This is a genomic window from Paracoccus sp. pheM1, from assembly GCF_018499825.1.
Lineage (GTDB): Bacteria > Pseudomonadota > Alphaproteobacteria > Rhodobacterales > Rhodobacteraceae > Paracoccus > Paracoccus versutus.
Map to the genome: position 1 here is coordinate 1,297,385 of NZ_JAGXCX010000002.1, position 14,193 is coordinate 1,311,577.

The window sequence follows — 14,193 nt, forward strand, 5'->3', positions numbered from 1 at the left end:
TCCTATCTGTTCTTCATGTCTCGGTTGCGCAAAGCCCATGGCGCCGTCCGCAGAAACGGACGGTCATGATTCTTGCCTTAAGCGGGCCCACGCGCATGTAGCCCGGCCCTATACAGTGGACCGGCCTCGATGCCAAGCGCCAAATCAACGGTCGCGGAACTGCGGCTCGCGCTTTTCCAGAAAGGCGGCCATGCCCTCCTTCTGGTCCTCGGTGGCAAACAGCGCCTGGAAACTGCGGCGCTCGAACAGGATGCCCTCGCGCAGGGTGGTCTCATAGGCGCGGTTCACCGCCTCCTTGGCGGCCATGACGGCGATCTGGCCCTTCTCGGCGATCTTGCGGGCCGCGGCCAGCGCCTCGGGGATCAGCTTCGCGGCCGGCACGACGCGGCTCACCAGCCCCGAGCGCTCGGCCTCGGCCGCATCCATGAAGCGGCCGGTCAGGTGCATCTCCATCGATTTCGACTTGCCGACGAAACGGGTCAGCCGCTGGGTGCCGCCGATGCCGGCGATCACGCCCAGGTTGATCTCGGGCTGGCCGAACTTGGCGTTGTCGGCGCAGATGATGAAGTCGCAGGCCATGGCCAGCTCGCACCCGCCCCCCAGCGCATAGCCCGAGACCGCGGCGATGATCGGCTTGCGCGTCGCGGTGATGCGGTCGATCTCGGGGCCGAACAGCTCTTCGGCATAGACGTCGACAAAGCTCTTGCTGGACATTTCCTTGATGTCGGCGCCGGCGGCAAAGGCCTTTTCACTGCCGGTCAGGACGACGCAGCGCACCTTCTCGTTCCGGTCGGCCTCGGCCAGCGCATCGCCCAACTCGCCCAGAAGCTGCGCGTTCAGTGCATTCAGCGCCTCGGGCCGGTTCAGCCGGATCAGCGCCACATAATCGTCGATCTCGACGGTGAGGGTCTGGTAAGCCATCGACTCTTCGCCTTTCGCAAGCAAGTTGACCGCGACTCGTAACAAATGCGCGAGGCCAAGGCCAGCGCGCTTCTCTGTTGTCCAAATACCCCCGCCGGAGGCAGCGGCCGGCGGCCGCTTCACGTCTGGCAGAGCGGGCAGAAAAAGCTGGACCGGCCGGATTGGACGATGCGCTGCACCGCGCCCGCGCAGCCCGGCGTCGGGCAGGGCGCGCCCTCGCGGCCATAGACGCGGAAGGAATGCTGGAAATAGCCCAGCTCGCCCGTCGCCTGCCGGTGGTCGCGCAGGGACGATCCCCCGGCCGCGATCGCCTCTTCCAGCACGGCGCGGACATGGCCGACCAGCGCCGCCAGCTCGGGGGCGGCGACCGCTCCGGCCAGCCGGCGCGGGTCGATGCCGGCGCGATGCAGCGCCTCCGAGACGTAGATATTGCCCAGCCCCGCCACGATTCGCTGGTCGAGCAGCGCCGCCTTGACCGGCGTGCGCCGCCCGGCCAGCGCCCGCCCCAGTGCCTCGGGGGTGAAGGCGTCGGACAGGGGCTCGGGCCCCAGATGCGCCAGCAGCGGATGGGTCGCGCCCGGCGCCACCAGGTCCACCATGCCGAATCGCCGCGCGTCGTTGAAGGTGATGCGCGTGCCCTGGTCGGTCCAGATCACCACATGGTCGTGGCGCGGCAGGATCGCCGGGTCGCGGTGGAACTCGCCCTGGCTTTCCCCCTCGATCAGCATCCGCCCCGACATGCCCAGGTGCAAAAGCAGGCTGCCGCGATCCTCCAGCTCGGCCAGGATATATTTCGAGCGCCGCCGCAGCCGCGTCACCCGCGCCCCGGTCAGCACCTGCACCAGGTCCGGCGGCAGCGGCCAGCGCAGGTCGGGGCGGCGGGCCTCGGCGCGGGCGATCACGCGGCCTTCAAGATGCGGCTCAAGGCCGCGCCGGACGGTTTCGACCTCTGGCAGTTCTGGCATTTTCTTCCCGTTCGTCGCATGGTGCGGCCGCGGCCTTGCTATGGCGCGCGGCGCGCTTTCGGACTATCTGGGCGCGAAACGACGGATGGACAAGCGACATGACCCCTGACGAGTCAAAGCAGACCCATTTCGGCTTCCGCACCGTGGCCGAGACGGACAAGGCCGGGCTGGTCCATGGCGTCTTCTCGCGCGTGGCCTCGCGCTATGACGTGATGAACGACCTGATGAGCGGGGGCATCCATCGCATCTGGAAGACCGCGATGATGGACTGGCTGGCGCCGCGCGACGGCCAGCATCTCCTGGACGTGGCCGGCGGCACCGGCGACATCGCCTTCCGCTTCCTGGAGCGCGCGCCGGGCGCCCGCGTCACCGTCTGCGACATGACCGAGTCGATGCTGGTCGAGGGCCGCAAGCGCGCCGAGGCCGGCCAGCTCGCCTCGCGCCTCGCCTGGGTGACGGGCGACGCGATGCAGCTGCCCTTCGCCGACGACAGCTTCGACCGCTACACGATCAGCTTCGGCATCCGCAACGTCACCCGCATCCCCGACGCGCTGGCCGAGGCGCGCCGCGTGCTGCGCCCCGGCGGGCGGCTGATGGTGCTGGAGTTCAGCCAGATGCCGGTGCCGATGCTGCAATGGCTCTATGACCGCTACAGCTTCAACGTGATCCCGGTCATGGGCCAGATCGTCGCCAACGACCGCGACAGCTACCAGTATCTGGTCGAATCCATCCGCAAGTTCCCCGACCAGGAAACCTTTGCCGCCATGATCCGCGAGGCGGGCTTCGGCCGCGTGCAATGGCGCAACCTGTCCATGGGCATCGCCGCGCTGCATTCGGGCTGGAAGCTGTAACGATGCGCGGCCCGCACAACATCTGGCGCCTGATCCGCACCGGCGCCACCTTCGAGCGCACGGGCGCGATGAAGGTCGCGCTGGACGCGGCGAACGCGCCCGCCGGCATCCGCGTCGCCGCCCGCATCCTGGGCTGGCCCTTCGCCTGGCTCGGCTACAAGGGCGACCCGGCGCTGCCGCCCGTCACCCGCGCCATCACCGCGCTGGGGCCGGCCTATGTGAAATTCGGCCAGATCCTGTCGACCCGGCCGGACGTGGTGGGCGTGGAGCTGGCCAACCAGCTTTCCATGCTCCAGGACCGGCTGGCGCCCTTTGCGCAGGAACAGGCGCGCCGCACCGTCGCCGCCGAGCTGGGCCGCCCGGTCGAGGCGCTGTTCAGCGAGTTCTCCGAGCCGGTGGCCGCCGCCTCGATCGCGCAGGTCCATCGCGCGCGGCGGCTGGACAATGGCCGCGAGGTCGCGGTCAAGGTGCTGCGGCCCGGCATCGAATCGGCCTTTCGCCGCGACATCGACGCCTTCCATTTCGCCGCCGGCATGATGGAGCGGCTGTCGCCCTCGACCCGCCGGCTGCGGCCGCGCGACGTGGTCGCCCATTTCGAATCGGTGGTGACCGGAGAGCTGGACCTGCGGCTCGAGGCCGCCTCGGCCTCGGAATTTGCCGAGAACACGTCGGGGGACGAGGGGATGGCGGTGCCCGCCCCCTATTGGCACCTCAGCGCGCGGCGCGTGCTGACCACCGACTGGGCCGAGGGCGTGCCGATGGGCGATGTCGCGGCGCTGCGGGCGGCCGGGCACGACCTGCCGACGATCGGCGCGCGGGTGCTGCAGCTTTTCCTGCGCCACGCGCTGCGCGACGGCTATTTCCACGCCGACATGCACCAGGGCAACCTGAAGGTGGCCAGGAACGGCGACATCGTCATCTATGACTTCGGCATCATGGGCGAGATCGACGAATACACCCGCCGCGTCTATGCCGAGATCCTGATGGGCTTCATCCGCCGCGACTACGAACGCGTCGCGCGGGTGCATTTCGAGGCGGGCTACGTGCCGCGCGACCGCGACATCAAGGAATTCGCCCGTGCCCTGCGCGCCGTGGGCGAGCCGATCTTCGGCGCCGATGCCAGCCGCATCTCGATGGCCAACCTGCTGGCCTATCTGTTCGAAGTGACCGAGCGCTTCGGCATGGCCACGCGGACCGAACTGATCCTGCTGCAACGCACCATGGTCGTGGTCGAGGGTGTGGCGCGCTCGCTCGATCCGCAGATCAACATGTGGGAAGTCGCCAAGCCGGTGGTGGAAAGCTACATCCGCGACAACCTGGGCCCCCATGCGGCGGTGCGCGACCTGACGCGGGCGGCGCAGGTTCTGGGGCGCTTCGCGCCGCTTCTGCCGGAATACCTGGAGCGCCGCATGCCCGAGCTGCTGCGCGAACCGCCGCCCCCGGCCGAGCCGCGCCGGCGTCCGGGCCTTGTCGCCGGCATGGCGCTGGGCGCCGTCGTTGCCCTGGCGGGCGCGGCCTTCGGCGCATGGCTGGGGTAAGATGCCGCCCGGCCTCCGCCGGGGCTTGAGCGTGCCCCGGCTTTCGCCTAACGCTGTCGCATGCGGATTCTCTATCTTGGCGATGTGATGGGCCGCGCCGGCCGGCGCGCGATTGCGGAAGGGCTCGGCCCGCTCAAGGAACGGCTGGGCGTCGATTTCACCGTGGTGAACGGCGAAAACGCCTCGGGCGGCATGGGGCTGACCGGCGGCCATGCCAAGCTGATCCTCGAGGCCGGCGCCGATTGCATCACCCTGGGCGACCATGCCTTCGACCAGAAGGAAATGCTGTCCTATATCGAGACCGAGCCGCGCGTCATCCGGCCGCTGAACTATTCCAAGGTGGCGCCCGGCCATGGCGCGCGGGTCTTCGAGGCGACGCGCGGCCGCAAGGTGCTGGTGGCGCAGGTGCTGGGCCAGGTCTTCATGAAGCGGCCCTTCGACGATCCCTTCTCGGCCATCGACGCGATCCTGCGCACGCATCCGCTGGGCGGGCTGGTGCAGGCATCGGTCGTGGACATCCATGCCGAGGCCACCAGCGAAAAGATGGCCATGGGCCATTGGTGCGACGGCCGCGCCAGCCTGGTCGTCGGCACCCATACCCATGTGCCGACCGCCGATACGATGATCCTGAACCGCGGCACCGCATACCAGACCGACGCCGGCATGTGCGGCGACTACGACAGCGTGATCGGCATGGAAAAGGCCGAGCCGCTGCGCCGCTTCCTGACCGGCATGGCCTCGGAACGCTTCACCCCGGCCGAGGGCGAGGCGACGCTTTCGGGCGTGCTGGTCACAACCGATGACCGCACCGGCAAGGCGGTCGCGGTCCAGGCGGTGCGCCAGGGCGGCAGGCTGGATGCCACGCAGCTTCCTGCCTGAAGGCGACGGTGCCTCGTGCTTTTGCTTGCGGCGGCGGAGAAAATAATTCTATTACCCATCGAAAGGGCCGTGATTTAACGGCGCACGGGACAGGATTGCATGCTGGGCTTTGAACTGACCGGAACCAATGCGGCGGTGGCGATGCTGATCGTCGTGACCATCATGTTCATCGAGTTCATTCGCGAAAAGCACCCGCCCGAAGTCGTGGCCATCGGCACTGCCGCGGTGATGCTGCTGCTGGGCCTTCTGCCGATCAAGGACGCGGCCGGGGTGCTGTCGAACTCGGCGCCCTGGACCATCGCCTTCATGTTCCTGATCATGGGCGGACTTCTGCGGACCGGAGCTTTGGAAATCATGTCCCGCCTCGTGACCGCACGGGCGACCAGCCATCCGCGCTTCACCATCGGCGCGCTGTTCCTGTTCGTGATCCTGGCCTCGGCGATCATGAACAACACGCCAGTGGTGGCGGTCATGATCCCGATCTTCATCCAGCTGGCGCTGCGACTGGGTTTCTCGCCCTCGAAGCTGCTGATGCCGCTGAGCTATTTCACCATCCTGGGCGGGATGATGACGCTGATCGGCACCTCGACCAACCTGCTGGTCGACGGCGTGGCCCGCGAACAGGGCATGGTGCCCTTCACCATCTTCGAGATCGCCCCGGTTGGCATCGCCATCACGCTTGCGGGCATCGCCTATTTCGCCGCCATCGGCTGGCGGCTTCTGCCCGACCGCACCTCGCTGGCCGGCTTCCTCGGCACCCGACGCGAGATGAAATATTTCACCGAGGTCGCCATCCCCGAGGATTCCAGCCTGGTCGGCCAGCCGGTGCTGGCCGCGCCGATCTTCAAGCGCGAGGCGGTGCGGGTGATCGACGTGCTGCGCGGCGACGCCTCGCTGCGCCGCAACCTGGCCGAGGTGGTGCTGGAACCGGGCGACCGCGTGGTGCTGCGCTCGGAAATGGCCGACCTGCTGGAGATGCAGGCCAACAAGAATTTCCAGATGGTGGACAAGCTCAGCTCGGTCGCGACCAACACGGTCGAGGTGCTGATCTCGCCCGGCGCGCGGCTGGTCGGGCGGCGGCTGGGCGACATGCGCCTGCGGCGGCGCTATGGCGTCTATGTTCTGGCCGCGCATCGCCGCAGCCAGAACATCGGCCGCCAGCTCGACGACCTGGTGGTGCAGGTCGGCGACACGCTGCTGCTGGAAGGCGCGCCCGAGGACATCGCCCGGCTGGCCGCGGACATGGAACTGGTCGATGTCTCGCGCCCCTCGGCCCGGCCCTATCGCCGCGCCAAGGCGCCGATCGCTATCGTATGCCTGCTGTCGGTGGTCACGCTGGCGGCGCTGGACGTGGCGCCGATCATGGCGCTGGCCTTCATGGCCTCGGCGATCATCCTGATCACCCGCTGCGTCGATGCCGAAGAGGCGTTCTCCTTTGTCGATGCCCGGCTCCTGGCGATGATCTTTGCCATGCTGGCGGTGGGCGAGGCGCTGGAACATACCGGCACGGTCAACCTGGTGGTGGATGTGGTCGCGCCCCATCTTTCCGGCCTGCCGCCCTTTGCCACGCTGATCGCGGTCTATTTCCTGGGCCTGGTGATGACCGAGGTGCTGTCGAACAATGCCGTCGCGGTGCTGCTGACCCCGGTCGCCATCGCGCTGGCGAAATCGCTGGGCCATGACCCGCGCGCCTATGTGGTGGCGGTGATGTTCTCGGCCACGGTCGCCTTCGCCACGCCCATCGGCTACCAGACCCATCTGATGGTCTATGGCCCCGGCGGCTACAGATTCAGCGATTTCGTCAAGGTCGGCGTGCCGCTGGACATCATCTGCGGCATCGTCGCCTGCCTGACCATCCCGCTGTTCTGGCCGCTCTAGGCGGCGGCGCGGTCTCGGCGTCACGGCTGCCGGGGTATTTGAACAACAGAGAAGGCCAACCTCTGGAGCTCCCCGGCCTGCTTGGGCGTGCCTTGCGGCTTTCTCTGTTGCACAAATACCCATGCGACAGCGCCGTCGGCGCGGCGCGTCAGCCCTGGTCGAAGCCCTGACGCACCGCCGTTTCCGCCTTGGCGGAAAGCGTCTTGCGGGTCTCTGCCGCGACCGGGATCGGCGACAGCAGCCGCACCGCGACCGAGCCCTGGCGCGGCTCTGCCAGCACCGCGAGCAGATGCGGACCCAGCGCCATGTCGCCCCACCAGCCGTAGAAGCGCGGATCGCGGCCCTCGGGCGCATGATAGGTCGCGCTCATCGGCTGGATCGCCAGCCCCTCGGGCAGGGCGGGATCCAGGAAGCCCTGGAACAGCGTCGGCTTGAAGGGCAGCACGCGGCGCCCGTCGCTGCTGGTCCCTTCGGGGAAGAACAGCAGCCGGTGGCCGGCGCGGGTGCGGGCGGCGAATTCCTCGGCCTGGGCGCGGGCGAGCCTGGGGTCGCGGGCGACGAAATGCGTGTCGGTGACGCGGGTCAGGATGTTGATCCCCGGCCAACCCGCCACCTCGGATTTCGAGACGAAGAACACCGGCATCGCTGCGTTCAGCACGAAGATGTCGAGCCAGCTGGAATGGTTCGCCACCACCGCGCCGGGGCCGCGCATCGGCCGGCCGATGCAGCGCCAGCGCAGGCCCATGATCCCCAGGCAGATGCGGCAGACGCCCTGCACCCAGGGGCCGGTCAGCGGGCGGCGCGGGCCGGTGAACAGCCGCTCGGCCAGGCGCAGCGGCAGGATCAGCAGCACGCCGAGCGCCAGCACCAGGACGATGCCGCTGCCGCGCAGCAGCACCAGCAGCCAGCCGAGCGCGCCGGGCCGTGGAATGGCCGGCGGCGCGACCGCGTCCCGCCAGGTGGCGCGGTTGCCCTCGCTCATTGTCCCTGCCGGGCTTCGTAGAACCTGCGGTGCTTGGCCGACATCGCCTGGGTATCGACCATCAGGAATACATCGGTGGTGTTGAAGGCGCGGTCGAGCCACGCGCCTTCGCCGACCATGCCGCCCAGCCGCAGATAGGCCTTGATCAGCGCCGGCATCCCGGTCATGGCGGCGCGGCGGTCCAGCTGTTCGGGCGCAACCAGGTCCATGCGGCGATAGCCGTCGGGCCGGGCGCGGGGCCGGATCGCCTCGGGCGCCAGGTGGTGGTGGTAAAGCCAGGACAGCGGCTGGGCCAGCGCCTGCACGTCCGTGCCGTGGAACGAGGCGACGCCGAACAGGATCTCGATCCCGCGCGCCAGCACGTAATCGGCCAGCGCATTCCACATCAGGAACATGCCCGAGCCGCCGCGATAAGCCGGATCGACGCAGGACCGGCCCAGCTCCAGCAGCGACCGCCCCGAGGCGCGCAGCGGCGCGAGGTCGTATTCGCTGTCGCAATAGAAGCGGCCAAAGGCCTCGGCCCGGTCGCCCGGCAACAGCCGATAGACGCCGACCACATGGTCCAGCGCCTCGCGCGAGCGGCGGTCGTCCACCAGCACCAGGTGATCCACCACCGGGTCGAACTCGTCGCGCTCGAACCGGTTCACGTGGTCGACCAGAGGGCCGTCGCCGCCCAGTTCCTCGACGAAGACACGATAGCGCAGGCGCTGCGCGGCCAGAAGATCGGCTTCCTCGGTGGCGAGACGGGTCGCGAAATAGGAGGTTTCCGGCGTCATCTTACGGCCTGCTATCCCCGGCTTATGGCATCTTGCGCCCGTGTCTAGGCGGGGGAACGCGACATTGCAACCGCCAGCAGGCCCGGCGTTTCAACAGCGGTTGACTCGCGCAAAAGTTGAATTACTCTGCAATGGTCGCCTAAAAAGGGTCGGTTGTGACCAGTTCAAGATTGATATGTCTGCCGTTCACCACCTGCTTGCCGGCATTGGTGAAATTGATGGTGATGCGGTCACCGATGCGCGACTGGACCTGCCCGGTGCCCCATTCCGGCGCGCCGGGATGGCGCACGATCATGCCGGGTTCCAGGATTTCATTCATCTCACGCCCTTTCCCGAGACAGCATGCAGGCTAGCCTTCCATGGACGATCTGACAATCCATTGCCCGCCCGACACCCCCGGCGCGGTGTCGCCCGAGCGGCTGGCCGCGCTGGTCGGCTCGCGGCTGTGCCACGACATCGTCTCGCCTTTGGGCGCCATCGGCAACGGGCTGGAGCTGCTGCAGCTTTCGGGCGCCTGGCCGGGCATCGACGACAGCCCCGAGATGCAGCTGATCGCCGAAAGCGTCGAGGCGGCGCGGGCGCGGATACGCTGGTTTCGCGTGGCCTTCGGCCATGCCGCGCCGGACCAGCGCCTTGGCCTGGCCGAACTGGCCGCGCTGCTGGCCGAAGTCGAGAAGGGCGGCCGCATCCGCCTGCGGCTGGAGGCCGAGGGCGACCTGCCGCGCATCGAGGCCCGCCTGATCCTGCTGGCGCTGATGTGCCTTGAGACGGCGATGCCTTGGGGCGGCAGCGTGCTGGTCTGCCGCGGCGCCCAGGGCTGGCGGCTGGTCGCCGAATGTAGCCGCATCCGGTCCGATCCGGCGCTGTGGTCCTGGCTCGGCCTCGACAGGGACCGGGCGCGGCCGGAACCGGGCGCCTCCGAGGTGCATTTCCCGCTGCTGGCCGGTTTTGCCTGCGCCGCCAACCGGCCGCTGGCCTGGGAACTGGACGAGACCGGCGGCGAGATCTCGTTCTGAGGCTCTCTGCCGGGCTTTTGGGGCCGGACCCGCCGTGGTTTGGGTGGGCTATGCCGGTCATGGATGCGGCCTGTCCTTGGAAAGCCTCTCCGCGCCGTGAGCGCGGCTTTGCCGGAATCGCCCGCCCCGCAACTCATGCCAAGCGAGCGCCGCCGCTACCTTGCCCGGCGCGGCAAACCGGCCTTCGCCGAGAGCCGGTCGCCGCGATCTGGATCGGCGGCGGCGGCGCTTCGGCCGGCGTCATGCTGCGGTCCTGGACGAACGGTCGCGCCGTGCGGCCTGCATCACCTGCGCGCCAATCCAGCCTTTCGGCAAGGCACGGGCCTTGCGCGACACCGACCACGGCGCATCCGTGGCGGCCGCCGCCAAACGGGGCGATGCGGCGGCCCCGGCGCAGCCTTTCGGGCGGGATCAGGGGCGGATGGTGCCGTCGCCGGTGACGAGATACTTGAAGCTGGTCAGCTGCTCGGCGCCGACCGGGCCGCGCGCATGCATCTTGCCGGTGGCGATGCCGATCTCGGCGCCCATGCCGAACTCGCCGCCATCGGCGAATTGCGTCGAGGCGTTGCGCATCAGGATCGCGCTGTCGAGCCCCTTGAAGAAGCGCTCGGCGGTGGCGTCATTCTCGGTCAGGATCGATTCGGTATGGCCCGAGCCATAGCGGCGGATATGGGCGATCGCCTCCTCGACGCCATCGACCAGTTTCACCGCGATGATCCTGTCCAGGAACTCCTGCCCGAAATCCGAGGGCTCGGCGCGGGTGGTGCCCGGCACCTTGGCAAGCTCGCCCTCGGCGCGCACCTCGACCCCCGCGTCCAGCAGATCCTGCACCAGCACGGCGCCATGTTTCGTATAGAACTGCCAGTCGATCAGCAGGCATTCGGCGGCGCCGCAGATGCCGGTGCGCCGGGTCTTGGCGTTCAGCACCACGCGCCGCGCCTTGTCCAGGTCGGCGTCGCGGTCGGCATAGACGTGGCAGATGCCCTCCAGATGGGCAAAGACCGGCACGCGGGCTTCCTTCTGCACCAGCCCGACCAGCCCCTTGCCGCCGCGGGGCACGATCACGTCGATGAATTCCTGCGCGCGCAGCATGGCGGCGACAGCCTCGCGGTCGCGGGTCGGCACCATCTGCACCGAAGCCTCGGGCAGTCCGGCCTGCCCCAGGCCCGTCACCAGCGCCCGGTGGATCGCGGCCGAGCTGTTCAGGCTTTCCGAGCCGCCGCGCAGGATCACCGCATTGCCGGCCTTCAGCGCCAGCGCCGCGGCATCGGCGGTGACATTGGGGCGGCTTTCGTAGATCACGCCGATGACGCCCAGGGGGGTGGCGACGCGCTGGATATGCAGCCCGTTCGGCCGGTCCCATTCGGCCAGCACCTTGCCGACCGGGTCCGCCTGCGCCGCGACCGAGCGCAGCCCCTCGGCCATGGCGCGGATGCGCGCGGGATCGAGCTTCAGCCGGTCGAGCATGGCGGGGGAGAGGCCCTTTGCCTCGGCGTAATGCATGTCCTCGGCATTGGCGTCGAGGATGGCGTCCTCGGCCTTCAGGATCGCATCGGCGGCGCCGACCAGGGCGGCGTGCTTGCGCTCGGCGCTGGCCTCGGCCAGGACGGCGGCGGCGGCGCGCGCCTTTGCGCCCAGATCCGCAATCAGCGCATCGGCATCGGAAGAGGTCAGGTCTTTCATGGCGGCATTCCCTTGCATGACGCCTGAAATAGGGGCCGGCGCGCTGAAAAGCCAGATGCAAAGCGGGCAGATGGAAAGGGGAAGGTGCAGGATTCTGTTGCCAGGCTCCTGCGGGCCCCGCCTTACGCTGCTAGGCGGAAGGGCTTAAGTTTCGGTTACCCGAGCTGCTTACGCAGCCAGAGCCACCGGAGCACGGTTGTCGTTGGCAACTGTACATTTTGCACCGATAACGGTGGTAGCTCACCGAGACAAAGCAAACAGCTTTAGACGTTCGTCGATCCTGTTTCGGCCCCCTGTGCCCCCAACGAGGGATCTTGGTGGAGCCGCCGGGTACCGCCCCCGGGTCCGATCCGCTTATTACCTGCGCGTTTATGTCCATAGTCCGGGCGAACCCGGACAAGCGGAATATAGGCGCCGCCATCCCGTCGCGCAAGAGAGGGGAACGCTGTTCCCCTCTTGTCCCGCTGCGCGGGCCAATTCACCCCTTGGGGTATTTGGAAAACGGAGAAGAAGCGGGCGCGGCGTCCCGCCTTCTTCGTTCCCAAAATACTCATGCGGCCGTGCCGCCGGGGAACCGCCCCGCCTTCGGGCGGGGCGCTGCAAGGGCCGATCAGAAGCCGGCCTTGATCTTTTCGAACTCCTGCAACTGCTTTTCGCGCTGCTGCGGGTCGTTCGGGGTCTGGGCCAGGATCGGGGCGTCCACGGGCGAGAGACCCTCCTGCACCGCGGGCTCGTCCTTGATCGTCTCCATGGCGACGGTCGAGGTATGGCCGTAGCCGATCGTGTCCAGCAGGCCCTTGGCCGCTTCCGGCGCGAGCCAGGCGTTGATGAAATCGTAGGCCTTGTCTTCCTTGCCCGGTCCGTTCTTGAGATTGATGAAGCCGCAGAAGAAGGTCGAGCTGCCCTCCATGGCCGCGCGCTGGAAGCCGACCGGGAAGCCGTCGTTTTCCAGCAACACCACGCCGTCGTTCCAGGACCAGGCCACGTCCACCGCGCCCGAGGCCATCAGCTGCGCCTGTTCGGCCGGGTCGGCCCAATAGGCGGCGACGTTCTGGTGCGCCTGGCGCAACCAGTCCGCGGCGGCCGCGAACTGCTCGTCGGTGACTTCGGTCCAGTCGGTGGTGCCGGTGGCCAGGTAGGCCAGCGCCCAGACGTCGTCGGCCGAATCGGGCAGCGAGGTGCGGCCCTGGTATTTCGGGTCGATGAAGATGTTCAGGCTGGCCACGTCCTCGGCCGGCACGGTTTCGGTATTGTAGGCCACCGCGGTCGCGCCCCAATCGGTCGGGATATACCAGACGCCGTCGTCGTCCTTGAAGATTTCCGAATCGAGGAATTTCGCATCGAGGCTTTCGAAGGCCGGGATCTTCGACACGTCCCAGGGCTCGATCAGCCCGGCGTCGCGGTATTTGGACACCATCTGCGAGCAGGGATGCGCGACATCCGCCTTGAAGCCCGAGGCGAGCTTTTGATAGGCCTCGTCGTCGTCGCCGTAGAAGACGAAGGTGGGGCTGGCGCCATGCTGGTCGATATAGCCCTGGAAGATCACCGGCTCCTCGAACCCGGCCCAGTCGAAGACCGTCAGTTCGGGGTCGGCGGCCCAGGCGGCCGTGAGGCTGGTGCTGGCGAGCGCGAGCGCCAGGGCGGGGAAGCGGAGAGGTTTCATGTCGGAGCTTTCCTTGAAGGCAGTCTGGCACGACGCTAGCGGTCCCGCCGCGCCCTCGCAAGCGCGGCCGTGCCCTACCAGCGCCCCGAGGCGCCGCCGCCCCGCGACGAGCCGCCGCCGAAGCCCGAGGAGCCGCGCGCGGCGCTGCGATAGCCCGGCGTCGGCTCGCTGCGCAGCACCGTGCCGGTCGGTCCATACCAGACCGTCTGCGGCCGCAGGCGCTGGCGGGTTTCGGACCAGCCGCAGGCCGGGCAGCGCCGCGTGACATTGTCCTGCGAGACCATGTGGCCGCCCTCGGGCAGCGGGGTTTCCAGCGGCGCCACCTGCGTTTCCAGGCCGCGACGGCCGCATCGCGGGCAGCGGTTGCGCCGCCAGGCCTGCCGCGCGGCGGCGCCCAGGATCGCCAGCCCGGCGGCGCCGAACAGGAAGGGCAGGATGCGGTCCATCAGGCTGCGCCGGGGCATGGCGAGCGGCTGGCCCGCCGCGACGGGGCGGGCGATCAGGTCGATCACCGCCAGCGTGCCCTCGCGGATGCCCTGCGACATCCGGTTGTCGCGGAAGGCGGGCAGCATGGTGTTGCGCATGATGTCCTGGGCCAGGATGTCGGCGTCGTTTTCGTAGCCGCGGCCCAGTTCGATGCGCGCCTCGCGGTCCTGGGCCAGCACCAGCACCATGAAGCCGTCGTTGCGCGCGGCGTCGCCCACGCCCCAATGGTTGAAAAGCCGGGTGGCAAAGGGCTCCAGCCCGTCGGCCCCGCCATGGCGTGCCCGGTCGGGCAGGGTGACGACCGTGCCCTCGATGCCGGTCTGTTCCCTGAGCGCGGCCAGCGCCCCGTCGAGGGCCTGGGCATCCTCGGGCGCGAGCAACCCGGCGAAATCGTTGACATGCAGGCTCTGCCAGTCGGGCAGGCCCTGCGCATGGGCCGGGGCCAGGGCCGCCAGCCAGAGCAGCGCGACCAGCCATGCCGCCATCCGGGCGATTGCGCTGGCCGGGGCGGTCCCGGACGGCCTATCCATCGTCGCTCCTTGCCTCGCCCGCCGC

Annotated in this window: 13 protein-coding genes and 1 other RNA gene; 5 read left to right on the forward strand and 9 right to left on the reverse strand. The window is 68.7% G+C overall.

From position 1 onward, the window contains the following. Positions 1–144: 144 nt before the first annotated feature. Entirely contained in the window at positions 145–921 is a 777-nt protein-coding gene (locus KF941_RS20520) for an enoyl-CoA hydratase (RefSeq protein ID WP_072463505.1), read from the reverse strand. A gap of 119 nt (positions 922–1,040) precedes the next feature. Further along, positions 1,041–1,886, reverse strand: coding sequence for a bifunctional DNA-formamidopyrimidine glycosylase/DNA-(apurinic or apyrimidinic site) lyase (gene mutM, locus KF941_RS20525; protein WP_214274371.1), 846 nt, complete (start codon positions 1,884–1,886; stop codon positions 1,041–1,043). Positions 1,887–1,984: 98 nt separating this feature from the next. Between mutM and ubiE the strand changes: the two genes are divergently transcribed. The 4 genes from ubiE (at position 1,985) to KF941_RS20545 (ending at position 7,032) form a co-directional block, all read left to right on the forward strand. Further along, positions 1,985–2,737 (forward strand): bifunctional demethylmenaquinone methyltransferase/2-methoxy-6-polyprenyl-1,4-benzoquinol methylase UbiE, encoded by a 753-nt coding sequence (gene ubiE, locus KF941_RS20530; protein WP_214274372.1) that lies wholly within the window; start codon positions 1,985–1,987, stop codon positions 2,735–2,737. Positions 2,738–2,739: 2 nt separating this feature from the next. Next, positions 2,740–4,275 (forward strand): 2-polyprenylphenol 6-hydroxylase, encoded by a 1,536-nt coding sequence (gene ubiB / locus KF941_RS20535; RefSeq protein WP_214274373.1) that lies wholly within the window; start codon positions 2,740–2,742, stop codon positions 4,273–4,275. Positions 4,276–4,335: 60 nt separating this feature from the next. Then, positions 4,336–5,154, forward strand: a complete 819-nt coding sequence (locus KF941_RS20540) for a TIGR00282 family metallophosphoesterase (RefSeq protein WP_036754926.1) — start codon at positions 4,336–4,338, stop codon at positions 5,152–5,154. Between the two features lie 99 nt (positions 5,155–5,253). Next, positions 5,254–7,032: an SLC13 family permease gene (locus KF941_RS20545; RefSeq protein WP_214274374.1), complete on the forward strand. Its 1,779-nt coding sequence runs from the start codon at positions 5,254–5,256 to the stop codon at positions 7,030–7,032. Between the two features lie 148 nt (positions 7,033–7,180). Here KF941_RS20545 and KF941_RS20550 read toward each other — a convergent pair whose 3' ends face one another. The 3 genes from KF941_RS20550 to KF941_RS20560 all read right to left on the reverse strand — a co-directional run bounded on the left by KF941_RS20550 (position 7,181) and on the right by KF941_RS20560 (position 9,109). Then, on the reverse strand, positions 7,181–8,014 hold the full coding sequence (locus tag KF941_RS20550) for a lysophospholipid acyltransferase family protein (RefSeq protein ID WP_114537563.1): 834 nt from the start codon (positions 8,012–8,014) through the stop codon (positions 7,181–7,183). Continuing rightward, complete coding sequence (locus tag KF941_RS20555) at positions 8,011–8,790, reverse strand: GNAT family N-acyltransferase (RefSeq protein ID WP_072463499.1); 780 nt, start codon at positions 8,788–8,790, stop codon at positions 8,011–8,013. Before KF941_RS20555 ends, KF941_RS20550 begins: the two co-directional genes overlap by 4 nt. 139 nt (positions 8,791–8,929) lie before the next feature. Further along, a complete protein-coding gene (locus tag KF941_RS20560) occupies positions 8,930–9,109 on the reverse strand; it encodes a DUF3553 domain-containing protein (RefSeq protein WP_036754938.1) in 180 nt (59 codons plus the stop codon). 40 nt (positions 9,110–9,149) lie between these two features. On the opposite strand from KF941_RS20560, the gene KF941_RS20565 reads away from it, so the two are divergent. Continuing rightward, positions 9,150–9,806: a histidine phosphotransferase family protein gene (locus KF941_RS20565; RefSeq protein WP_214274375.1), complete on the forward strand. Its 657-nt coding sequence runs from the start codon at positions 9,150–9,152 to the stop codon at positions 9,804–9,806. A 411-nt stretch (positions 9,807–10,217) separates the two neighbouring features. On the opposite strand, the gene KF941_RS20570 is transcribed toward KF941_RS20565, so the two are convergent. The 4 genes from KF941_RS20570 to KF941_RS20585 all read right to left on the reverse strand — a co-directional run bounded on the left by KF941_RS20570 (position 10,218) and on the right by KF941_RS20585 (position 14,168). Further along, positions 10,218–11,489: a glutamate-5-semialdehyde dehydrogenase gene (locus tag KF941_RS20570; RefSeq protein WP_072463497.1), complete on the reverse strand. Its 1,272-nt coding sequence runs from the start codon at positions 11,487–11,489 to the stop codon at positions 10,218–10,220. Positions 11,490–11,572: 83 nt separating this feature from the next. After that, positions 11,573–11,926, reverse strand: a transfer-messenger RNA (tmRNA) gene (gene ssrA, locus KF941_RS20575). Positions 11,927–12,099: 173 nt separating this feature from the next. Beyond that, entirely contained in the window at positions 12,100–13,152 is a 1,053-nt protein-coding gene (locus tag KF941_RS20580) for an ABC transporter substrate-binding protein (protein ID WP_214274376.1), read from the reverse strand. 74 nt (positions 13,153–13,226) lie between these two features. Then, positions 13,227–14,168, reverse strand: coding sequence for a TPM domain-containing protein (locus KF941_RS20585; RefSeq protein ID WP_214274377.1), 942 nt, complete (start codon positions 14,166–14,168; stop codon positions 13,227–13,229). Positions 14,169–14,193 lie beyond the last annotated feature (25 nt).